The sequence below is a fragment of the Brevundimonas sp. P2_A6 genome (assembly GCF_056404975.1).
The window spans coordinates 578085-599894 of the sequence record NZ_JBFUCZ010000002.1; the positions used below are offsets into that span (position 1 = coordinate 578085).

Annotated in this window: 24 protein-coding genes; 12 read left to right on the plus strand and 12 right to left on the minus strand. The window is 67.4% G+C overall.

The features are described from left to right. Positions 1-87: 87 nt before the first annotated feature. Entirely contained in the window at positions 88-876 is a 789-nt protein-coding gene (locus tag AC1DW4_RS08400; RefSeq protein ID WP_477016788.1) for an SDR family oxidoreductase, read from the minus strand. Between the two features lies 1 nt (position 877). Beyond that, on the minus strand, positions 878-1180 hold the full coding sequence (locus tag AC1DW4_RS08405; RefSeq protein WP_477016789.1) for a 4a-hydroxytetrahydrobiopterin dehydratase: 303 nt from the start codon (positions 1178-1180) through the stop codon (positions 878-880). A gap of 122 nt (positions 1181-1302) precedes the next feature. On the opposite strand from AC1DW4_RS08405, the gene AC1DW4_RS08410 reads away from it, so the two are divergent. The 5 genes from AC1DW4_RS08410 (at position 1303) to AC1DW4_RS08430 (ending at position 5724) form a co-directional block, all read left to right on the plus strand. Beyond that, the gene (locus AC1DW4_RS08410) at positions 1303-2010 is read left to right on the plus strand and encodes a Crp/Fnr family transcriptional regulator (RefSeq protein WP_477016790.1); all 708 of its coding nucleotides are present in this window, start codon (positions 1303-1305) and stop codon (positions 2008-2010) included. 67 nt (positions 2011-2077) lie between these two features. Further along, a complete protein-coding gene (locus AC1DW4_RS08415; protein WP_477016791.1) occupies positions 2078-2854 on the plus strand; it encodes a class I SAM-dependent methyltransferase in 777 nt (258 codons plus the stop codon). After that, a complete protein-coding gene (ubiB, locus tag AC1DW4_RS08420; RefSeq protein WP_477016792.1) occupies positions 2842-4455 on the plus strand; it encodes a 2-polyprenylphenol 6-hydroxylase in 1614 nt (537 codons plus the stop codon). Before AC1DW4_RS08415 ends, ubiB begins: the two co-directional genes overlap by 13 nt. 17 nt (positions 4456-4472) lie before the next feature. Beyond that, positions 4473-4994, plus strand: a complete 522-nt coding sequence (locus tag AC1DW4_RS08425) for a hypothetical protein (RefSeq protein WP_477016793.1) — start codon at positions 4473-4475, stop codon at positions 4992-4994. Between the two features lie 22 nt (positions 4995-5016). After that, the gene (locus AC1DW4_RS08430) at positions 5017-5724 is read left to right on the plus strand and encodes an EF-hand domain-containing protein (RefSeq protein WP_477016794.1); all 708 of its coding nucleotides are present in this window, start codon (positions 5017-5019) and stop codon (positions 5722-5724) included. Here the strand turns inward: AC1DW4_RS08430 and AC1DW4_RS08435 are convergent. The 4 genes from AC1DW4_RS08435 to AC1DW4_RS08450 all read right to left on the minus strand — a co-directional run bounded on the left by AC1DW4_RS08435 (position 5721) and on the right by AC1DW4_RS08450 (position 9862). After that, on the minus strand, positions 5721-5990 hold the full coding sequence (locus AC1DW4_RS08435) for a hypothetical protein (RefSeq protein ID WP_477016795.1): 270 nt from the start codon (positions 5988-5990) through the stop codon (positions 5721-5723). The genes AC1DW4_RS08430 and AC1DW4_RS08435 overlap by 4 nt on opposite strands. A 44-nt stretch (positions 5991-6034) precedes the next feature. Continuing rightward, positions 6035-6397, minus strand: a complete 363-nt coding sequence (locus AC1DW4_RS08440; RefSeq protein WP_477016796.1) for a YdbL family probable chaperone protein — start codon at positions 6395-6397, stop codon at positions 6035-6037. Positions 6398-6414: 17 nt separating this feature from the next. Then, a complete protein-coding gene (locus AC1DW4_RS08445; RefSeq protein ID WP_477016797.1) occupies positions 6415-6609 on the minus strand; it encodes a YnbE family lipoprotein in 195 nt (64 codons plus the stop codon). Between the two features lie 70 nt (positions 6610-6679). Then, positions 6680-9862 (minus strand): intermembrane phospholipid transport protein YdbH family protein, encoded by a 3183-nt coding sequence (locus AC1DW4_RS08450; RefSeq protein ID WP_477016798.1) that lies wholly within the window; start codon positions 9860-9862, stop codon positions 6680-6682. Between the two features lie 395 nt (positions 9863-10257). Here AC1DW4_RS08450 and AC1DW4_RS08455 point away from each other — a divergent pair, with 395 nt between their 5' ends. Continuing rightward, positions 10258-11628, plus strand: coding sequence for a peptidoglycan DD-metalloendopeptidase family protein (locus AC1DW4_RS08455; RefSeq protein ID WP_477016799.1), 1371 nt, complete (start codon positions 10258-10260; stop codon positions 11626-11628). An 18-nt stretch (positions 11629-11646) separates the two neighbouring features. Here the strand turns inward: AC1DW4_RS08455 and bioB are convergent, their stop codons facing one another. Continuing rightward, complete coding sequence (gene bioB / locus AC1DW4_RS08460; RefSeq protein WP_477016800.1) at positions 11647-12663, minus strand: biotin synthase BioB; 1017 nt, start codon at positions 12661-12663, stop codon at positions 11647-11649. Positions 12664-12821: 158 nt separating this feature from the next. On the opposite strand from bioB, the gene ahcY reads away from it, so the two are divergent. Beyond that, the gene (gene ahcY / locus AC1DW4_RS08465) at positions 12822-14213 is read left to right on the plus strand and encodes an adenosylhomocysteinase (RefSeq protein WP_477016801.1); all 1392 of its coding nucleotides are present in this window, start codon (positions 12822-12824) and stop codon (positions 14211-14213) included. A gap of 73 nt (positions 14214-14286) precedes the next feature. On the opposite strand, the gene AC1DW4_RS08470 is transcribed toward ahcY, so the two are convergent. After that, a complete protein-coding gene (locus AC1DW4_RS08470; protein ID WP_477016802.1) occupies positions 14287-15411 on the minus strand; it encodes a hypothetical protein in 1125 nt (374 codons plus the stop codon). Positions 15412-15544: 133 nt separating this feature from the next. Here AC1DW4_RS08470 and AC1DW4_RS08475 point away from each other — a divergent pair, with 133 nt between their 5' ends. Both AC1DW4_RS08475 and AC1DW4_RS08480 read left to right on the plus strand, forming a co-directional pair. After that, positions 15545-15751 (plus strand): twin transmembrane helix small protein, encoded by a 207-nt coding sequence (locus tag AC1DW4_RS08475; protein WP_477016803.1) that lies wholly within the window; start codon positions 15545-15547, stop codon positions 15749-15751. Positions 15752-15764: 13 nt separating this feature from the next. Next, on the plus strand, positions 15765-16337 hold the full coding sequence (locus AC1DW4_RS08480; RefSeq protein WP_477016804.1) for a cob(I)yrinic acid a,c-diamide adenosyltransferase: 573 nt from the start codon (positions 15765-15767) through the stop codon (positions 16335-16337). A 7-nt stretch (positions 16338-16344) separates the two neighbouring features. Here AC1DW4_RS08480 and AC1DW4_RS08485 read toward each other — a convergent pair whose 3' ends face one another. Further along, on the minus strand, positions 16345-16743 hold the full coding sequence (locus AC1DW4_RS08485) for a cupredoxin domain-containing protein (RefSeq protein WP_477016805.1): 399 nt from the start codon (positions 16741-16743) through the stop codon (positions 16345-16347). Between the two features lie 153 nt (positions 16744-16896). On the opposite strand from AC1DW4_RS08485, the gene AC1DW4_RS08490 reads away from it, so the two are divergent. The 3 genes from AC1DW4_RS08490 to AC1DW4_RS08500 all read left to right on the plus strand — a co-directional run bounded on the left by AC1DW4_RS08490 (position 16897) and on the right by AC1DW4_RS08500 (position 19981). After that, positions 16897-18399, plus strand: coding sequence for a CoA-acylating methylmalonate-semialdehyde dehydrogenase (locus AC1DW4_RS08490; protein WP_477016806.1), 1503 nt, complete (start codon positions 16897-16899; stop codon positions 18397-18399). Between the two features lie 80 nt (positions 18400-18479). Next, entirely contained in the window at positions 18480-18983 is a 504-nt protein-coding gene (locus AC1DW4_RS08495) for a DUF805 domain-containing protein (RefSeq protein WP_477016807.1), read from the plus strand. A gap of 92 nt (positions 18984-19075) precedes the next feature. Further along, positions 19076-19981, plus strand: coding sequence for a hypothetical protein (locus tag AC1DW4_RS08500; RefSeq protein ID WP_477016808.1), 906 nt, complete (start codon positions 19076-19078; stop codon positions 19979-19981). A 7-nt stretch (positions 19982-19988) separates the two neighbouring features. Here the strand turns inward: AC1DW4_RS08500 and AC1DW4_RS08505 are convergent, their stop codons facing one another. From AC1DW4_RS08505 to AC1DW4_RS08515, 3 genes are read right to left on the minus strand one after another with little or no spacing between them, the layout of a single operon-like run. Continuing rightward, on the minus strand, positions 19989-21161 hold the full coding sequence (locus AC1DW4_RS08505; protein ID WP_477016809.1) for an aminotransferase class V-fold PLP-dependent enzyme: 1173 nt from the start codon (positions 21159-21161) through the stop codon (positions 19989-19991). Continuing rightward, a complete protein-coding gene (locus tag AC1DW4_RS08510; RefSeq protein WP_477016810.1) occupies positions 21158-21451 on the minus strand; it encodes a type II toxin-antitoxin system RelE/ParE family toxin in 294 nt (97 codons plus the stop codon). The genes AC1DW4_RS08505 and AC1DW4_RS08510 overlap by 4 nt, the downstream gene beginning before the upstream one ends. Next, on the minus strand, positions 21448-21732 hold the full coding sequence (locus AC1DW4_RS08515) for a hypothetical protein (protein WP_477016811.1): 285 nt from the start codon (positions 21730-21732) through the stop codon (positions 21448-21450). The genes AC1DW4_RS08510 and AC1DW4_RS08515 overlap by 4 nt, the downstream gene beginning before the upstream one ends. Between the last annotated feature and the right edge of the window lie 78 nt (positions 21733-21810).

Sequence of the window (21810 nt, forward strand, 5' to 3'; positions counted from 1 at the left end):
GCTGCCACCTCCCCATTCGCTGCGCGAACAGGGAGGAGACGCGCTCAAGCAGCGAGGCTCCGTGAGCCGAGCGATAGCGCCCTTCGCCTATTGCGCCGTCATGCCGCCGTCGATCTTGAACTCTGATCCCGTGACGAACTTGGATTCGTCCGACGCCAGATAGAGGACGCACCAGGCGACATCGTCGGGTTCGCCGATCCGTTTCAGGGGGATGCCGCGCGCCAGCTTCTTGTGCGCTTCAACCTCGTCCCCGCCGGCCATGGCGACGAAGGGGTCCAGGATCGCGGTCTTGATGAAGACGGGGTGGACGGAGTTGACGCGGACGTTCCAGTCCATCCTGGCGGCTTCCAGCGCGACCGTCTTGGTGTACATCCAGACGCCTGCCTTGGTGGCGTTGTAGGCCCCCATGCCGACACCGGCGGCCAGTCCCGCGATGGACGAGATATTGACGATCGAGGCCGCGCCGGAGGCGCGCAGATGCGGCATGGCGTGCTTGCAGCCGAACATCACGGATCGCAGGTTGATCTCGTACTGCCGCTGCCAGTTTTCAGCCGTGTCCTGCTCGGCGAACAGCAGGACGTCGCCGACGCCTGCGTTGTTCACCAGGATGGACAGCCCGCCCATGTCGGCCGTCGCGCGTGCGACGACATCGGCCCACTGGTCCTCCGAGGTGACGTCGTGGGCATAACCAAAGGCAGAGCCGGGAATCTCGGCATTGATCCGGGCGGCCAGGGCCAGCGCGCCCGGGCCATTGATGTCGGTTACCGCGACCTTCGAGCCTTCTCGCGCCAGCATCCAGGCGATCGCCTCGCCCAGGCCCTGGGCTCCGCCGGTGATCAGGGCCGCCTTGCCCGCGACGCGTCCAGGTTTGGTCATGTCATTCCCCTCCCAGGGATGTCGCGGCGTCATTGATGAAGCGCGCCAGCGTGAGGTCGAGCTCGGTTACCCCGCCCGCGTCATGGGTGGTGAGCAGGATATCCACGCGGTTGTAGACGTTCGACCATTCCGGATGGTGGTCCATGGTCTCGGCCTTCAGGGCCACGCGCGTCATAAAGGCGAAGGCGGCGTTGAAATCGGCGAATTTCAGCGACCGGGCGATGCCGGGGCGGTCGCCGGGGGCAACGGTCCAGCCCGCAGCAGCGGCGGCGGCTTCGGTCGGGGATATGGTGGGACGGGTCATGACGCTGGCCTAGACCCGGTCGCCGGGTCCGGCAAGATCACGCGGGGGAAGGGCACGGGCGGCAGGAACCCACGGTCACGGTTGGCGTTGGAAAGCGTCACTGTTTGTCGTGGGAGGCTATCATGGACAATCTCTGGATCGCGGCCCTTGAACCGGCCGACCGCAGGCGTCTGGAACCCCATCTGCACGAGACTCCCTTCGCCCAGGGGCAGATGCTCTATGATGCCGGTGAGGCGGTGGACGAGGTCTGGTTTCCCATGAGCGGGGTGGTCAGCCTGATGACCGTCCTGCCAGAGGACCGACTGGTCGAGACCGCCGCCATCGGGCGCGAGGGTCTGGTCGGGGTGACCTGCGGCCCCATGAACGCCCGCGCCTCCAGCCGGGCCATCGCCCAGATCGAGGGGGCGGCCGCCTGTTGCCCGGCAGATGTTTTTTCCGACGCGCTCGCCAAGAGCGAGTCCATGCGCGTCGCCCTGTCGAAATTCACGGAAAGCCTGTTCGCCCAGGTCCAGCAGACCGCCGCCTGCAACGCGCAGCACCGGCTGGATGAACGGCTGGCTCGTTGGCTGCTGACGCTGCACGACCGCGCCGAGGGGGCCCGGTTCGACCTGACCCAGGCCGATATCGCCGAGATGCTGGGCGTGCGACGGGCAACGGTCTCGGAGGTCGGGACCGAACTGGAGAGCAAGAAGCTGATCAAGCGCGGACGCGGCTGGGTGGAGGTTCTCGATCGTCCGGCGCTCGAGACGGCGGCCTGTGGCTGCTATCAGTCGATGCGAAGCGTGATGAAGGACCTCGAGGTCCCGCTGCCCGGGGCACCGCGTGATTGAAGGGGTTTTGGCCCCCGCGACGCCGCCGCCCGGTGACGGAGCCGCGCCGTCGCGCTAGACCGCCCGAATGAGCGATCCCGACACCCCGACCGAAACCACCTCGCCGTTTGGATTCCGCGACGTGGACGCGCGCGAGAAGGTGCGCATGGTCCGGGGTGTGTTCGACAGCGTGGCCTCCAGCTACGACCTGATGAACGACCTGATGAGCGGGGGCGTCCACCGGCTGTGGAAGGACGCGACCGCCGCCAAGCTGAACCCCCGTCCCGGCGAGACCATCCTGGATGTCGCGGGCGGCACCGGGGACATGGCGCGGCGGTATTCGAAAATGGCGCGCGCGGCGCAGGAGCGTCGCGGCGGCGACGACGCCTCGGTCGTCGTGCTGGACTACAATGCCGAGATGATCCTGGCCGGGGTCGGCAAGGGCGGAGAGCCGGAGATGATCTGGACCGTCGGCGACGCCATGGCCCTGCCGATGCCCGACGCCTCGGTCGACGCCTATTCCATCAGCTTCGGCATCCGGAACGTCTCCGACATCGCCGGGGCCTTGAAGGAGGCGCGCCGCGTGGTGAAGCCGGGCGGCCGGTTCATCTGCCTGGAGTTCTCGCGGCCCACGGCCGAGGCGGTGCGAAAGGCCTATGACGCCTGGTCGTTTCACGCCATCCCGCGCATCGGCGGCTGGGTCGCCAAGGACCGCGACAGCTATCAGTACCTGGTCGAGAGCATTCGCCGGTTCCCGGACCAGCCGACCTTCAAGGCCATGATCGAGGACGCGGGCTTCAGCCGCGTGACCGTGACCAATCTGTCGGGCGGGGTCGCCGCGATCCACTTCGGGTGGGCGGTCTGAGCCTGCCCCTGTCATCTGGGTCGGCCTCGTACCGGGTCGCGCCCCCGCCACCACCGACAGTGCCGGTCCGCGATCCCGTGGGCGCGACCTGGCGGCTGCTGCGCTGGGGCGGTGCCCTCGCACGGCACGACGCCCTCTTGCCGCGCGAACTAACGCCGCTTTTGCCCGGCTGGGTTCGTCCGATCGCCGGGTTCATCCATCTGTTCGCCGGAAAGGAAGGCCGCGACGGCCGTCCCGGACAGCGTCTGGGCCGCGCCTTCGAGACCCTGGGCCCTGTGGCGGTCAAACTGGGTCAGGTGATGGCCACCCGCGCCGACATCTTCGGCATCGAGTTCGCGCGCGATCTGGGGCGACTGAAGGACAAGCTGCCGCCGTTCCCGACCGATCAGGCCCGGCGCGAGATCGAACGCTCCCTGGGTCGGCCAGTCGAAAGCCTGTTCACCGACTTCGGCGATCCGATCGGGGCGGCGTCGCTGGCCCAGGCGCACCCCGCCTGGCTGGCGGATGGGAGGAAGGTCGCGGTCAAGGTGCTGCGGCCCGGCGTCGAGCGGCGCGTGACCACCGGGCTGGATGCGATGCGTCTGGCCGCCCGGATGGTCCACCGTCTGGTTCCCGCCGCGCGCCGTCTGGAACCCGAAGCCTTCGTCGAGACGGTGGCCCGGTCGATGTATCTGGAACTGGACATGCGGCTGGAGGCGGCCGCGGCCTCCGAGCTTCACGACATCATGGAGAAATCCCGGGACGACGGCATGCATATGTCGGCCCCCAAGGTCGTGTGGGACGGCGTCGGCAAGCGGGTGCTGACGCTGGAATGGGCCACGGGTCTGCCGATGACGGACCCCGAGGCCATCCTGCAGCCCGGCATGGACATCGACGCCCTGGCCGACAACGTGGTGCGGGCCTTCCTGAGCCAGGCGCTGGACCACGGCACCTTCCACGCCGACCTGCACGAGGGAAACCTGTTCGCCTATGCCCCGGCCGAGCTGACTGCGGTCGATTTCGGCATCGTCGGGCGGCTGGGCGAAGGGGAGCGGCGCTATCTGGCCGAGATCCTCTGGGGCTTCCTGACGCGGGACTATCCGCGCATCGCCCGGGTCCATTTCGAGGCCGGATACGTCCCGCCGCATCATTCGGTCGAGGCCTTCGCCCAGGCGCTGCGCGCCGTCGGAGAGCCGGTCATCGGCCGTGCGGCGTCGCAGGTGTCGATGGGCCGCCTGCTGGGTCAGTTGTTCGAGATCACCGCCCTGTTCGACATGCACCTGCGTCCCGAGTTGATTCTGCTGCAGAAGACCATGGTCTCGGTCGAGGGGGTCGCTCGTCGCCTGAACCCCGATCACGACCTGTGGTCGGCGGCCCAGCCCGTGGTCGAGCGCTGGATCACCCGAGAGCTGGGACCCAAGGCGCAGATTCGAGACGGGTTGAAGGAGGTCCTGGCCGGGGCGAGAGCCCTGTCTCGCCTGGTTCAGGACCCGCCGGCACCCCAGACGGTCGTCGTCGAGCCGACCCGCACCCCCACCTGGATCGTCGTCTGCATCACGGCCGCGACCACCATGTCGGCAGCCGCCCTCGTTCTGTCGCTTTGGACAAGGATCATGGGCTGATCCCGAGGAGTTCCGGCATGCCCCTGACCATTCGCGCCGTATTGATGGCCGCCCTTTCCGTCTCGCTCGCCGGTCCGGCGCTGTCTCAGACCCTGCCTTCGAGCCAGAGCCGGTCCCTGGCCCCGTCTTCCGGCGCGGCGGCGACCCTTCCCAATAGTTTCGATGCCGCGACCTCGCCCCCGCCGCCCGTGGCCACCTCGGCTCCACCGAGCGAAGCGGCGGTCGCGGAAGCGGCCCTGCGTGAGGTGATAGAGCAGCTGCGCACGGGGGCCCTTGACGCCAAGATGTATACGCCGGGTCTGGCGACCCGCCTGCAGGGCCAGCTGGCGACGCTTTCACCGATGCTGAACGGCTACGGTGACCTACTGTCCATTGAAGCCCAGGGCACGCGCGACGATGCAGGGCAGTTCCTGGTGACATTCGACGAAGCGGTCACCCAGTGGGTCATCGGTCTTGACGACACCGGCCTGATCGCGGCCCTGTTGTTCAGACCGGCACCGCCGGAATCGTCGGAACCGGCGACGTCGCCGGCGAACTGAGCCGGGCTCCAGGGGAGGTCTCATGCTGGATAGGGAAAAGGCGATGGCCGCCGCAGCGCTGGCCTGCGTCATGCTGACGGGGTGCGCCAGTGATCCCGGACCGGGCGGATCGACGGCCGGCCGAGGCCCGATGGCGGGCGGCCCCGGCCTGTTCGTCAGTCCGTTCGGCGAGCTGTTCGCCTCCGAACCCGGCCAGCCCTGGCCCGTGGCGAAGTGGTTCGCGGCGGCGGATACAAACCATGACGACCGAATGACGGGATCGGAGTTCGTGGCCGATGGCCAGCGGGTCTTCCGGGCGCTGGACCTGTACGCGGACGGACGTCTGAGCCCAGAGGAGATCGTGCGCTACGAACAGGCTCTGGATGCGGCCCGGGCCACAATCCCGGGGTTTCAGGGTCCGGCGGCGGGCGCTGGAACGCGCGACGGCTATGGTGGTCTGCCGTTGGCGGGATCGGGCCAGGAGATCGTGTCTCGCGTCCCACCCACACCACTGAGAGGTCCTCGCGCGCCACGCGGTCCCATGGCCTATGGTCCGATCGCGGCAGCCGGATTCTTCAACTACCCCCAGCCGATCAAGGCCGCCGACACCGACACCAATCAGACGGTCACGGCGCAGGAGTGGTCCCAGGCCACCGACCGCTGGTTCCTGGCCCTGGATACCGACCATGACGGGGTGCTGACGCTGGCGACGCTTCCACGCACGCCGCTTCAGGGTATGGTCGAGCGTTAATCGTCGCGGGATGCCTGACCGGGGTCCAGGGAATTGTCCACCCGGTCATCCCAGCCCTCGCGGTTCGATTTGAACGCCAGGGCCATAAGCCCGTACGTCAGGCCCACGGTGCCGCTCACACCCAGACCCATGGCGATCCAGCCATGCAGGGGCAGGCTGCCGCCGCCGATGGCGATCCAGAACAGGCTGAGGCCCCACGTCGCCAGGCCGGAGATAGCCAGACCCAGCAGGGTGATCAGCGAAAGACGGATGAGCCGGGCGACCATGCCGCTCGTCGTAGCACATCGGCGCGCCGGCCGCCTGCGTCAGATCAGCGTTGCACCCACTGGCCGGCGGCGTTCCGATACCACTGGCCGGAGGTGATGCGCGGCATCAGCTGGCTCTCGAACATCCGCGCCGCCGCAACGTCGGGCGTTGTGCCGGCCTGACGCGCACTGGCCGCATAGGCTTCGCGGCGGGCGGCGTTGGTGGTGGTCACCGCCGTCTGCAGTGCGGGGTCGGACGCCGGGGTGCGGAAACCCAGATAACCGTCAGCCTGCTCGCCGACGACGCCTTGCGCCTTGGCGGCGTCGATCGTGGCCTTCTGCGCCGGGGTTTGCGCGAGCGCGGCACCGGCGGCGGCGCCCAGAGCGAGGAGGGCGGCACCGAGGACGAACATCTTGTGAAGAGACATGGGGTGAGTCTTTTCCATCAGAACAGGTTGGGATTTTCGACCAGCAGGTCACGAAGCTCCTGATCCAGGCGGACGCGCACGTCGGCGTCCAGCTTGGCATAGATCTGGATCGGATCGACCTGCAGGCGGATCGTCGGCGTGCATCCGGCCAGCAGCACGGCTGTTCCCAGGGTCAGGAGCAGGGGGCGGGTCAGGCGCTGGGGCAGGGTCATGAGCTGGTCTCCGTCGGCGTCACATCGTGAAACCGGTGTGCGCCCGGGGCGGTGAACGGGGTCTGAACGGTCAAGGCTGGATTTCGTTCGGGGTCACAGGGCCAGCGGTGCCTCCGGAACGCGCCTTGTTGATGGCCAGGAGGTCCGAGACCAGCTGGTTCAGGTTCAGCGTCGTGTCCAGTGTCAGGTCGATGCCGGTGTTGGACGGCAGAGGCAGGGGCCGATTCAGAAACTCTCGGCTGATCAGCTCGGCCAGGGTCAGGCGCAGCTCCTGCGTCTGGGGCGGATCATGGCGGCCCTTGATGTGGAACAGGACCCCTACACGGCCCTCGTCCAGACTGTTCACATCTGCGGTCAGGACGTCGAAGGCCAGGTTCTCCATGGCCTGATAGGCCAGGTCCTCGACGGTGTTGGGTGGAACCTCGCCGCCGCCGCCGGCCTCCAGTCCGCTCAGGGCCTCGCGCTGGATCGACAGACGTCCGGGCTGGGCGGCATAGAGGGTGCCGCCGGTGATCTTCACGCCGGTGTCCGGATCGCTGGTGAACGGCAGGCGGCCCGACACGACCGCATCCAGCTTCACCTTGTCGCCGAAGCCGGAGCCCGCGATCAGATCGCCCAGCTGGACACGGTCGAGCACGATGACGCCGGAGAAGGGGCGCCGATCCAGAGGCACGGAGAAGGGCTCGACGCCGATCGTGCCGCCCGCCGCCTCGATCCGTCCACCGGCCACCGACAGCGCCGCCTTGTCGAGCTGGAACGTCAGGTCCAGGTTGGTCAGGGGCGCGATGGATTCCAGCGTGGCCACCTTCAGGGTCTGGTCCGGCGCGGTGGTCAGCGGGGCCAGGTTGGTGAAGTCGATCGTGCCTGACAGGCCCTTCACCGGTCCGGCCGGACTGACGAAATCCAGGCCCGGGACGACCAGATGGCCGGAACTGGAACCCTCGGGCAGGTCGGGTCGCCAGTCGATGCGCCCGGTAAAGGACGCCGAGCCCGTAGCAGGCGAACGCACGACATCCGCCACCATCGGACTGAGGTCCGCGGGCTGCAAACCCCCTTCGGCGAACACCAGCGACGGCGCATCGATCGTCACGCCGCCTGCACCCGTCAGCCCGTCGTGGGCCAGGGTCAAACGGCCGAGGGTGTCGCCCTTGCGAGCCAGATCGAAGGTCCCGCTCCACCGTTCCTGCGCGAGGCCGACGACCCCGGTGGCCGACAGGGGATTGAAGCGCAGCGGTCGGGTCGCGTCGTCCACGCGGGCACCCGTGACCGTCGCCTCGAGGCCTAGGCCCGACGGCGCGCCGGTCGCGACGAGGGTGCCGGTGGCGTCCGCGACGTCCAGGGCCAGGAACGGAACAGAGGCCGCGACGCCTTCGAAGCGGCCGGTCGCCCGCCAGCCTCCATTCCGGGACACGACCAGTGGGCCGGCCGTGGGGCAAAGCCGCCCCGACACGTCCATCACGTCGTTCTCGTCCAGCTCCAGCCGCTCGACCGTCAGTGGCAGGCAGGTCGACGCGGTATAGGTCAGGCGTCCCCTGTCGGTGGCCAGGACGCCCCGCGTCTGAACGTCCAGGCCACGGGCCAGGCCGAAATCGAGCACTGCCCGACCGTCGAGGGTGGCCTGGAACCCTCCCGCTGTCAGCCGCCAGTCGGGGATGGCGAATCTCGCCTCGGGCAGGCCGCGCCCGCGCGTGGCCGTCAGGATCAAGGCACCCCCGCCTCGCTCGCCCGGCCTGGCCGCGAAGATGGGCCGCGCGACGGGGTTCAGGGTCAGCACGCCACCATTGGCGGGCACGAGGCGCGCGGGTCCTGCCAAGGCTATGGCCAGCCCGGCTGTTCCGGAGGTCACGCGCAGGTCTGGCGCGGTCGCCGAAAACGCTCCGAGCGCCCGCTTCATCTCCGCCAGCTCGGGGATGTCCTGTGATCCAATCGCGCCGAAAAGGGGCCAGGCACCGTTCCGAACCGTCACCGAGCCGGTCAACACCAGGGCATCGTCCCGCGTCGACCCATAGTCCAGGGCCATACGGCCGGCGACAGCGTCCAGACGGAGGGAGTCGAAGCCGAACCGGTCCAGCGTCGCGCCGATGGATCCGACCGCGGTCGTGCGACCCTCCTGTGTCGCCACGGTCAGGTCGGGCACCGACAGCGACACGCCTGTCAGGCCGAAGTCGGCGGCTCGACCCGACCGCGCGGTCAGCGTCACCGGTCCCTCGAACCGACCGTCGAAGGTCCCGCCACGCCGCGCGGCGGAAACGCGAGCACGCGAGGCGCGCACCGCGGCGTTCATCGCCGATACGCTCGGTGATGCAAACCTTGCGGCCGATGCGCGGACATCGGTCGTTCCGTCAAAAGCCAGGGTCTCGATCCAGCCGGCGACCGTGCCTTGCGCCTTCAGGGCCAGATCGACATCGGTGGCATCGACCCCGCCCAGAGCCATCCGTCGCCCGGCCAGAACCAGGTCGATGACGGCACGCCCGTCGCCTCGCCGCGCCTTGAGGTCGGGATAGGGCAGGTCCGCCGTCCCCTTGATCGACAGGGCCTGGCCGGAGCCACCGCCAAAGGTCATGGACGCGGCGGACAGGTCGGTCCTGATCGCGACGCGGTCGCCCGTGGTCGTCAGATCCAGCCATCCGCCCAGGGCCCGGGCTTCTGTCGCTCCGCTTTTCAGGGACGCGACCGGCATAAGGGCCGACAGCCGCATCAGTTTGCCGTCGTCGATCCGCCCATCGGTCAGCAGGGACACGGGGCCATATTCGGTGTCGACCCGCACACGCCCGCTCTCGATCAGGACCAGCGGTCCCCGGCTGTCGGGACGCGCAGGGCGGCCGGTGAATTCCGATATCAGCGGGTCCAGCGATCCGAACGAGATGCGGCCCTCCTTCCAGGCGGCGCGCACCACGGGGCGTACCAGCCGAATGCGCGAGGGCGTGACACCCAGTCCCTGCCGCGACCAGGGCATGCCCAGCGCATAGTCGACCTCGACCCGCTCGACCGTCACGTCTGGGTTCGAGGCGTCGCCGATCCGGACCCGGCCGACGAAACCGGTCAACTCAAGCCGCTCGATCGAGACGTCCGCCTCGATGCCGCGGCGGTCCAGCCAGCCCACCAGAACCTCGCGCGCGGCGACGCGCCGGTTCATCCATGCGACAGCCAACAGAACGACGGCAATCAGCAGGATCGTGCCAAAACCGGTCAGGATGAGCCGGAACCGGCGCGGCTTCGAAGACTCCGTCCCGGAGCTGGACGGACCGCTCATGCGCGCGACGATGCTGACGCAGCAGGGTCGGCGGGGAGCGTGGTCAGGTTTCCGATAGACCATCCGGGCCACACCAGCGTTGCCCGTTCGACACAACGAGTGGCGTGAAGGTCACGTTGAGTGAAGTGGTTTTCACGAATGCGAATTCGCATGTCCGGACGCACAGCAAAGCGGATCATAGCTTGGCGATAGACTGTCGCAACCACTGTCGAAAGACCCGGATAGCCATGTTTTTACCCAAGCGGGTCACGGCGGTTAATGGTTTGTAACGAACCTGCTTCCCATTCTGGAAACCGCGAGCTATAGGGCTTGCTTCGCGATTGGGGGCACTCCGGCGCGATCCTTGCTGTTCGTAGATCCTGTCGCCGTGTGGCGTCGTTGTTTGCCGGGGACCGATGGCCCAGTTCGATCCGCGCCGCCAGCCGATGCGTTTTGCACCACATCTGCTCACAGCGGTGGCCGCCGTGTCGGTGGCGATGCTCGCAGGGCGCGTCTATCAACCCGCCCAGGCCGAAGTGGTTCCCGAACTGACCCCGCAGCAGATGGCGTCGCTTGAAGCGCGCGCCTTCGCCTCCGCCGGAACGCCGGCCGGACTGACCGCGCCCGAAGCCATTCCCGTCCAGATTCGTCGCGGGGAAACCTTCGAACAGGCCGTGCGCCGCACCGGTATCGGGGCCGCCGAGGCCTCGGCTGTCGCCGCCACCGTGTCCAACGCCTTCGACCTGAGCCAAATGCGCGCGGGCTTGCGGTTCGAGACCGCGATCTCCCATCCCCGCGGCGGTCGCGGCGACGCCCGTCTGATCGGCCTGACCATGCGCACTGGCCCGGCCAGCCAGCTGACGGTGTCGCGCAGCTTCGACGGCGCTCTTCGGCTGCGGGCTCTGGAAGAGCGCGTCACCCACGAGACCATGGTCGTCCACGCCAATGTCGAGGGTTCGCTGACCGCCACGGCCCAGCGGATGGGAGCCGACGCCGCCATCCGACGCAAGGCCAACCAGCTGTTCGGCCACCGCTTCGACCTGGACCGCGACGTTCACGCCGCCGACCAGTTCACCCTGGTGTTCGACCGCTCGGTGACCGAGAACGGCCGCACCATCGACACCGGCGACCTGCTGTACGCCGAGCTGAAGGGCGCGGTCTTCTATCGCTTCCAGCGCCCCGGCGCGCGCGAGGCCGAATATTTCGACGCCACCGGCAAGAGCATGCGTTCCTCGATGATGCGCACGCCGCTGGACCGGGCGACCCGGATCAGCTCGACCTTCGGTTTCCGCGTCCACCCGATCTCGGGTTATCGCAAGATGCACCAGGGCATCGACTTCGCCGCCGGAACCGGCACGCCGGTCGTCGCCCCCGCCGACGGCGTGGTGGTCGAGGCCCGTCGCTGGGGCGGCTACGGCAACTGGCTGCGGATCCGCCACGCCAACGGTCTGGAAAGTGGCTACGGCCACCTGTCGCGCTATGGCGCGGGCATCCGGGCCGGCCAGCGCGTCAGCCAGGGTCAGGTCGTGGCCTATGTCGGCACGACCGGAGCTTCCACGGGCCCGCACCTGCATTATGAAATCTGGCGCAATGGCCAGCGGATCAATCCCGGCAGCATCCGCGTCGAGGACAATGTCCAGTTGACGGGGGCTGACCTGGCCGCCTTCCGGGCCGAGAAATCCCGGATCGACCGTGTCATCGCCTCGGGCGGTGAGCGCCGTCCGGCCGTGACCCGCGCCAGCGTCGAGGGCCTGCGTCCCGCCACCGCGACGCCGACCCGCTCCTGATCGGTCGCGCCTGAGCCGTCAGGCGACGGCGATAGGTTCCATCGGCCGCAGATCCAGCAGTGCGAACAGCCGTGTGTCCTCGTCCTGTTCCGGATTGGGTGTCGTCAGCAGCTTGCCCCCGACGAAGATCGAGTTGGCACCCGCCAGAAAGCACAGCGCCTGCATTTCCGGGCTCATCGTCTCGCGGCCGGCGGACAGCCTCACCATGGCTTTCGGGCAGACCAGACGTGCGACGGCGACGGTGCGCACGAACTCGATCGGATCGATCTCGCCGGTCTTCAGCACCCGCTCGCCCAGCGGCGTCCCGGTCACGGGGACCAGAGCATTGACCGGCAGGCTGTCTGGATGGTCGGGCAGGGTCGCCAGCGCATGCAGCAACCCGGCCCGATCCCGTCGCGTCTCGCCCATGCCGACGATGCCGCCGCAGCAGGTACTCATGCCCGCGTCACGGACGTGACCAAGCGTGTCCAGCCGATCCTGATAGGTCCGCGTCGTGACGACTTCGGCGTAGTATTCGGGGCCGGTGTCCAGGTTGTGGTTGTAGTAGTCGAGGCCGGCGGCCTTTAGCTGCCGCGCCTGGTCGGCGGTCAGCATGCCCAGGGTCGCGCAGGTCTCCAGCCCCAGCGCCTTTACGCCGGAAATCATCGCCGCCAGTTTCGGCGTGTCGCGATCCTTGAGCTCACGCCAGGCCGCGCCCATGCAGAAGCGGGACGCCCCGCCGGCCTTGGCGGCCATGGCCTCGGCCAGGACGGCGGTGGTGTCCATCAGCTTTTCGGCCTTCAGCCCCGTGTCGAACGCGGCCGACTGCGAGCAATAGCCGCAGTTCTCGGCACACCCGCCTGTCTTGATCGACAGCAGCTGCGACTTCTGGACCTCGGAGGGATCGAACCAACGGCGGTGCACGGTGGCTGCGTCGAACACCAGTTCCATGAACGGCCGCGCGAACAGGCCCTCGACCTGATCCAGCGTCCAGTCGTGGCGAGGCGCCGAAAGATCGGCGAAGGCAGGGCGGATGGGGGATGCGTCGTCGGCCATGATGGATTGCTACCCTCCCGGCGCCGTCCCGCCAAGCCTGTGGGGCGGGCGATCATATAAGGACATCCTTATGTGATCTTGCTCCGTCGTCGTGGGACGGCTATACGCGCGCCATCCGATTTCACGCCAACGGCCCACGTCGCCGGAAAGAGCCGCCCATGCCCGACTATATCGTCCGCGATATCTCCCTCGCCGAGTTCGGCAACAAGGAAATCGCCATCGCCGAGACCGAAATGCCGGGCCTGATGGCGCTGCGCGAGGAGTTCGGCCACGACAAGCCGCTGAAGGGCGCGCGCATCGCCGGCTCTCTGCACATGACGATCCAGACCGCCGTGCTGATCCAGACGCTGGAAGCCCTGGGCGCCGACGTGCGCTGGGCGTCCTGCAACATCTTCTCGACCCAGGACCACGCCGCCGCCGCCATCGCCGCCGCCGGCACCCCGGTGTTCGCCACCAAGGGCGAGACGCTGGAAGAATACTGGGACTATGCCCACAAGATCTTCGAATGGGCCGACGGCGGCTATCCGAACCTGATCCTGGACGACGGCGGTGACGCCACCCTGCTGTGCGTGCTGGGGCCCAAGGCCGAGAAGGACATCTCGGTTCTGGCCAACCCCGAGAACGAGGAGGAAGAAGCCCTCTACAAGGTGATGAAGCGCTACATCGCCGAGAAGCCGGGCTTCTATTCGGCCATCCGCGACGCCATCGGCGGCGTGTCGGAAGAGACGACCACCGGCGTGCACCGCCTGTATCAAATGGCCGAGCGGGGCGAACTGCCCTTCCCCGCCATCAACGTCAACGACAGCGTCACCAAGTCCAAGTTCGACAACCTGTACGGCTGCCGTGAATCGCTGGTCGACGCGATCCGCCGCGGCACCGACGTCATGCTGTCGGGCAAGGTCGCCGTGGTCTGTGGCTACGGCGACGTGGGCAAGGGTTCGGCCGCATCGCTGCGTCAGGGCGGTGCCCGCGTGATCGTAACCGAGATCGACCCGATCTGCGCCCTGCAGGCCGCCATGGAAGGCTATGAGGTCCAGACGCTGGACGACTCGGTCGGTCGGGCCGACATCTTCGTCACCGCCACGGGCAACAAGGACGTCATCACCGTCGACCACATGCGGGCGATGAAGAACAACGCCATCGTCTGCAACATCGGCCACTTCGACTCGGAAATTCAGGTCGCCGGCCTGAAGAACTTCAAGTGGGACGAGATCAAGCCGCAGGTCCACCACGTCGAGTTCCCGAACGGCAACAAGATCATCCTGCTGTCGGAAGGCCGCCTGGTGAACCTGGGCAACGCCACGGGCCACCCGTCCTTCGTGATGTCGGCGTCCTTCACCAACCAGACGCTGGCCCAGATCGAGCTGTGGACCAACAAGTCCAAATACGAGAACCAGGTCTACGTTCTGCCCAAGCACCTGGACGAGAAGGTCGCCACGCTGCACCTGGCCAAGCTGGGCGCCAAGCTGACGGTCCTGTCCAAGGAACAGGCGGACTACATCTCCGTCCCGACCGCCGGACCGTTCAAGCCGGACCACTATCGGTACTAGAGGCGTAGCGGGTTCGCCCGACGTCATCCAACGATCGAAGGGGCGCGCCGATGCCGGTGCGCCCCTTCTTCGTTCAGGCGGCCAGCGCCAGGATGTCGGGGCGTTCGCGCCCCGACAGGCTCAGCTCGAAATCGGACAGCAGGTCGATCAGCTCGTCGGCATTGGGCGGGGCCTTGTCGGACGCCATCCGGTAGGACCAGAAGCTGACGATGTGCTGCACCGCCCCCAGACGCTCGCCGAGGCGCGAGAACAGCAGCGGGGCGTCGCGCAGGAAGTCGCGGAAGGCGGTCGGTCTTCCCTCCTGCGTCAGCCCCCGAAAGGCATCGTCATAGACCCGCAGCATGTCGGCGGTCGCCTCGCACGTCAGCAGGATGCGGCGACGCACCTGCTCGCGCGCGCGATCGATCGCGGCATGCTGCTCGGCATCGACCCTGCCCGACGCGCGAACGCGGCGCACGCTGTCGACGACGCCCCCGACCTGGCCCGTGATCGTCTGCAGCGCCCATTTGTAATAGAGGAACCCCTTCCAGCAGAAGACGCCCTCCTCGTATTCATGGGGGGCCAGCTGCAGGGTCTGGCCCAGAGCGCTCATGTCCTCACCCGCGGAGTTCGACATGATCTTGGCGGTCAGCCGGGCGACAGGGTTCTCGGCTGTCAGGTCGGCGTCGGGGCCCAGACTCAGATCGACCAGAGACGTGATCTCCTCGGCAACGAACGCCGCCATGCGAGACACGTCGGCCTCTGACAGGTTGAAATAGCAGGATGCGGGGGCCTGGCCGTTCCGCCTGAGTTGTTCGCGCAGCAGGAAGGGATCCAGGCCCGGCAGTTCGTCGATCAGGGACAGGGTCCGCCGATCCGGATGATGCGGCGCGATGCCGAAGCTTTCCTCCAGCGTCCTGTCGAAGCCGATCTGATCGACGAACAGATAGCGGCCGCCGACGCGAAGGTCCGCGTCGTCGATCGGCAGGATGATCTTGGTCGCGACATAGCGCCGGACGCGGAACTGTTCGATCTCGTTCCGGCGCAGGCGGTGCTTGATGATCAGCGCCTTGTTCAGGATGGGGTTGGCGAACAGGGGCTGGGTCTTCCACGCCTCCGTTCGCCCATGCTGACGCCAGACGTGCAGCAGGTTGAGCACCCGCGCGGTCGAGGCGGACTTGCGAAGGTTGGCGAGGTTTCGAACGGCGCGGTCGGTCAATCGGAGCTCCTGACGCCGGCATCCTGAACGGCAAAGGTTAGAGCCATGGCGACGAGCGTGGTTTGGCGGGTCTTAACGGGGTGCGGCGCGGCTGCCGCTGGCGTCGCGGCATAGGGGGGACTAAGACGCGGCCATGGGCATCGTGTTCGACATCCTGATCCTTCTGGCCATCCTCGCCGTCGCGGTGGTGCTGGGCTTCGGCATCTATTCGCTGTTCCGGGGCGGAGACTATGCGCGCTCCAACTCCAACCGGCTGATGCGGCTGCGCGTCATCATGCAGGCGACCGCCGTGGTCCTGCTGATGGCCGGGCTGTGGTGGAAGACCAGCCACGGCGGCTGACGAGGAGACGGGCGTGGTCGTTCTGAACAAGATCTATACTCGCACCGGCGACGCGGGCGACACCGGCCTGGCGTCCGGCGTTCGCGTGTCCAAAAGCGATCCGCGCGTGGAGGCCTATGGCACGGTCGATGAGCTGAATGCCGTGATCGGGGTGGCCCGCCTGCATTCCGGTCAGAACGACCGTATCGACGCGATGCTGGGCCGGATCCAGAACGAACTGTTCGACCTGGGGGCCGATCTAGCCACGCCGCTGGACCCGCCCCCGACCTGGGAAGCGCTGCGCATGGTTCAGTCGCAGGTCGAACGGCTGGAGGCCGAGATCGACTGGATGAACGAGAGTTCGAAGGCGCTCGACAGCTTCATCCTGCCGGGCGGATCGGCCCTGTCGGCGCATCTGCATCTGGCCCGTACGGTCGCGCGGCGGGCCGAGCGGGACGCGATCCGACTGGTCGAGACCGGCGCGGCGGTTACGCCCGAGGCACTGCGTTATCTGAACCGGCTGTCCGATCACCTGTTCGTGGCGGCCCGGCGCGCCAATGCGAATGGCGCGGGCGACGTGAAATGGGTACCGGGCAGCACCCGCTAGGCCGCGATCAGCTGACGGTCGCCTCACCGACCATGCCGTACATTTCGTGGAGAAAATGGGTGCAGGCGATGTGATACCGGCCCGCGACATTGGGCGTCAGGTGGATGTCGATCGTCTCGTCGTCCAGAACCTCGATCGCGCCACGCCGGATATAGCCACGGTCGGCCGGTGCGACGGTCGATGAGGCGAACAACTCGGGCGCGACGAAGTTGTGGCTGCCCTGGGAATTCACAATGCGCAGCACGATCGGTACGCCGCGCTGGAGCGACAGACGATCGGGCGTGAACCGGTAGTTGGTCAGCACGACCTGAATGACACGAGGGGCCTGCTGCGCCGGAACCGGAGCGGCGGCCGACGGAAACGCCATGGCAGCGACGGCGGCGGCAATCCACACGAGGCGAGACATGTTCATTCCTTCGGCGGCAGGGAAGCCGAACCGATGGAGCGCCGCCGAGGCAAAGGGCGCAAGCGAATTCATCATCGACGCATGGGGGAGACACGAACCGGTCGGCCGCGCTAAACCGCCCCAAACGACAAAATACGCCCCAGGAAAAAGACCATGCGCGACATTCACCATTTCATCGACGGCGCGTCCTTCACCGGTTCGTCCGGTCGGTTCTCCGACGTGTTCAATCCGAACACGGGCGAGGTCCAGGCCCGCGTGCAGCTGGCCTCGGTCGCCGAGATGGACCGCGCGGTCCAGTCGGCCCAGAACGCCTTCGAGGGCTGGTCCTCGACCAATCCCCAGCGCCGCGCGCGGGTGATGTTCGAGTTCAAGCGGCTGGTCGAAGCCAACATGACCGAGCTGGCCGAACTGCTGTCGTCCGAACACGGCAAGGTCGTCGCGGATTCCAAAGGCGACATCCAGCGGGGCCTGGAGGTCATCGAGTTCGCCTGCGGCATCCCGCATGCGCTGAAGGGCGAATATACATGGGGCGCGGGTCCCGGCATCGACGTCTATTCGATGCGCCAGCCGCTGGGCGTCGTTTCGGGCATCACCCCGTTCAACTTCCCGGCCATGATCCCGATGTGGATGTTCGGCGTGGCCATCGCGGTGGGCAACACCTTCATCCTCAAGCCCTCGGAGCGCGATCCGTCGGTGCCCGTCCGTCTGGCCGAACTGATGATGGAGGCGGGCGCCCCCGCCGGCGTCCTGAACGTCGTCCACGGCGACAAGGCGGCGGTCGACGCGATCCTGGAGCACCCGCTGGTGCACGCCGTCAGCTTCGTCGGTTCGTCCGACATCGCCCACTATGTTTATCAGACGGGCGCGGCCAACCATAAGCGGGTCCAGGCCATGGGCGGCGCCAAGAACCACGGTATCGTCCTGCCCGACGCCGACATGGATCAGGTGATCAAGGACCTGTCCGGCGCGGCTTACGGGAGCGCCGGCGAACGCTGCATGGCCCTGCCGGTCGTCGTCCCCGTCGGCAAGAGGACCGCCGACGAACTGCGCGAGCGGATGGTCGCCGAGATCCCGACCATGCGGGTCGGCGTCTCGACCGACGCGGGCGCCCACTACGGCCCCGTCGTCACCGCCCAGCATAAGGCCCGCGTCGAGGGCTGGATCGAACAAGGTGTGAAGGACGGCGCCGAACTGGTCGTCGACGGCCGAGGTTTCACTCTGCAGGGCCACGAGAAGGGCTATTTCGTCGGCCCGTCCCTGTTCGACCACGTCACGCCCGAGATGGAGAGCTACAAGGAAGAGATCTTCGGGCCCGTGCTCCAGATCGTCCGCGCCGCCAGCTTCGAGGAGGCGCTGAGCCTGCCGTCGAAGCACCAGTACGGCAACGGCGTCGCCATCTTCACCCAGAACGGCCGCGCGGCCCGCGACTTCGCCGCTCGCGTCAACGTCGGCATGGTCGGGATCAACGTCCCGATCCCGGTGCCGGTCGCCTATCACACCTTCGGCGGCTGGAAGCGCTCGGCCTTCGGCGACACCAACCAGCACGGCATGGAAGGCGTGAAGTTCTGGACCAAGGTCAAGACCATCACCGCCCGCTGGCCGGACTCGGACCTGGAGCACGCCGACAGCTCCTTCGTCATCCCTACGATGGGCTAAGGTTGATCGAGCAGCGATAGCGTCCTCGCTGTTTGGCGCTAGGATGGCGTTCTCAACGCCACCCTGACCGGATCCGATCAATGCTCGGCAGATTTCTGACTACACAAGGTCGCGCTCGACGCTCGGAATGGTGGCTGCTGAGCATTGGCCTTGCGGTGCTGGGCGGGTTCATATCGATTTTGCTGATTGCCTTGTTCGAGGCCACACCCGTTGTGGACGCGTTGCTGCAACCTCCCACTCGGACCACGGCGCTTGCTCTTCTGGCGATGCAGCTTGTGATCTGGTGGCCCATGACGGCCCTGTTCATCCGGCGTGCCCATGATCGCAATCAACGCGGCATCTGGGCAGTGATCTATCAACTACTGACCCTTGGCCTTGCCGCATTCGACTTCCCGGAGATCACCGGACTTCTCGACCCGAACAGCCTCTTGGGCGTGCAGACCGCATATCAAGTCGTGACCGGCCTGCTCTCGCTGGCCCTTCTCGTCACTCAAGGGTTTCTGGACGGCACGCCCGGTCCCAACCGCTATGGCCAGTCGCCGAAGGGACTTGGCCAATCCAACTACACAGCGCCCATCGTCTGACGCCCGCTTTCCCCCGACCGGTGTGCGAAGCGACGCAATTCGGTGTTAAGCGTTATGCTCGGCGATATGCTGAAGCTGGAGTGCCTCCCCGCATGCGTCGTTTCCTGATCTGGTCCGCCCTGGCGGTCGTCATCGGCCTGGCCATCGCGGGCGGCGGCTACTGGGCCTACTGGAACTTCTATGCCCGGTTCCAGCCGGTGACGGTCGCGCGCAACCAGGCCGAGATCCAGCGCCTGCTGGACGAGGCGTCCTGGGTTTCCGAAGGCGGCGGCGGCCAACCGCTCTACGTCATCGGCTATCGAGACAGCGCCGCCAGCCAGCGCTACGAGCGGGAAGAGGCCGAGAAGCTGCGCGCCGGCGGTGTGGAGGTCCGCGTCGTCGTCTTCGCCCGCCCTGACAAGGAGGGGCAGGCCCTGTCCACGGCCGCCGAGCGTGCCACCGTGGCCGAGCTGTGGCTGAGCCGCGACTGGAGCCTGTATCAGCGCTGGACCGCGACCCCGGCCGCCAACTGGACGGCGGCGGGGATTCCAGCGGCGGACGGCAATCTGGCACGCTCGGCCGTGGTCGACGCCAGCCGGGCCTTCGTGGTCAAGTTGACCGACCTGCTGCGCGATGCCGGTGTGCCGACCGGCTATCCGCTGGTGATCTGGCGCGACCGCGAAGGGTTCATGAAGGCCTGCGCCTGTTCGGACGCCCGCTCCTGGGCCTTCATCCGCGACGACTTCGATGCGCCCGATGTGGTGGCTCCGGCCAGCCTGGATGAGCCCGGTGCGCCGGTGCCCCCGGGCGTGCCCGGTCCGGCGGTTCCCGGCAGCCTGCCCTATCCAACCCTGCCCGGCATCCCGCCGGCTGATGGCCAGGCGACGCCTTCCCAGCCGGTCCAGCCCGGCGCGACAGGCCAGACATCGCCATCTCGCCCACGCGCGACGCCCAATCGCCCGACCCAGCCGACCACCCCGCCGCAACCGACCCAGCAGGACGACACGACGTTCTTCTAAGGGCAGATCAGAACAGCCGCTTGCAGGTCTCGATCAGGCGTTCGACATCGGCGTCGTCCTGATACAGGCCAAAGCCGAAGCGGATGACCTCGTCGCGCACATCGGTGACGACATTGGCCTCCAGCAGGCGCGCCCGCCAGGCCTGGGCATCCTTGTGTTTCAGCGCCAGGAATCGGGCGCGTGCGGCGTTGTCGCCGGTCACCGGGTTCAGGATCGTCGCTTCGCCCAGTCTGCCGCACTCGCCCGCCACCAGCGCCTGCGCGAACCGCGCCGACAGGCGGTCGGCGTGGGCTGAAATGTCCGCCGTCGTCAGCCCCTGCTCGTCCAGCATGCGCCGCACGCCGTTGAAGCGATACAGCGGGGTGGCATCGAAGGTCGCGCCCCAGAAACGGCCGGCGTCGGCGCGGTACTGGACCCCGTCCGGCGGTCCCATCAGATTGCCGAACTCCGCGAACCAGCCGGTCACGACGGGTCGTTCGCAGAATCCCGGCGGCGCATGCAGGAAGCCCGCGCCCTCGCCCGTCATCGCGTATTTGTAACCGCCGGAGACGTAGAAGATCCGATCCGCCACGGCGGACAGGTCGGTCGGCGTGGCCATGAAGCCGTGATAGCCGTCGACGATGACCCACGGCCCCTCCGGCCGAGCCAGTGCCGCCAGATCGTCGATGCAGCCGATCGCCTGGCCGGTCTTGAAGAAGACCTGGCTGACGAAGATGACATCGTTGCCGCCCGCCTGGGCCGCCGCCGTGAACCGGGCGTCGAAGGTGTCGAACGGCTCCAGCGGCACGCGCGTGACGACCGCCTCGCCGCTCTCCTCCCAGCGCTCGGCCTGGCGGCGGAAGGCATGGAACTCGCCGTCCGTGGTCAGGATGCGGACCGGCTTGGTTTCCCAGCCCGAGAAGACGCGGATCAGGAAGTCGTGGGTGTTGGGCGCGAAGACGACCGTGTCCGGGTCGGGCAGGTTCAGCTCGCGCGCCACATGCTTCTGCGCCTCGGGCACCACGTCCCCCAGGATCAGGTCCCATTTCCGGTCGGCGAAATGGTTGGCCTCGACCCAGGCCCGGACCTGCCCGTCAAAGCTGGCGTCGGGCCACAGGTGATGACTGTGCGCCGCGAAATGCAGCCGCTCGGGGTCGAGTTCCAGCGCACGGGAGAAGAGGGGTTTGTAGGAGGGCTTCATCGTTTGAACATCGCTTCCGATATGTCCCGAGATGCGTCGAGGACCCGTTCGATCAGAACGTGATCCCGCTGCACCGAGTAGAAAATGTAATGGCGGCCCAGGGTCCGCTGTTGCACCGGTGGCTCCAGCCGATAGGCGATCGGAAATCGCTGCGGCATCCGGGAGAGCGATCGGCAGCGTTGTTCGATCCGCTCGATATAGCCAAACGCCGCCTGGCGGCTGTCGCGTGCGATGAAGTCGGCGATATCCTGGATGTCCGCTTGGGCTTCCGCCGAGACTTGAACCTTCACGCAGGGTCCACATAGCGGGCGCGGAGTTCAGCGAACACCACCTCCGCCGGAATGCTCGAGCGTGGGTCGCGCCGGGACTCTTCGATCAACGCCCTCGCATAGGCGACGAACTCCGGCGTTTCGGCCGAAGCCGCCTCTGCACGTCGATCGGAGGCCCAGTCGCCCAGGATCAGATTCATCGCTTCGGCGATCGATGCAAACTCACCCGCGGCCACGGCGGCCTCGACATCGGCATAGATGTCGGCGTCGACCTCGGCGGTGATGGTCTCGTGCTTGCCCATGGCCTTCCTCTCCAGCCGAAGACTACCACACGACCGATTTGAAACCAGCGCTCAAGCAGCGAGACGCCGCGCGTCGAG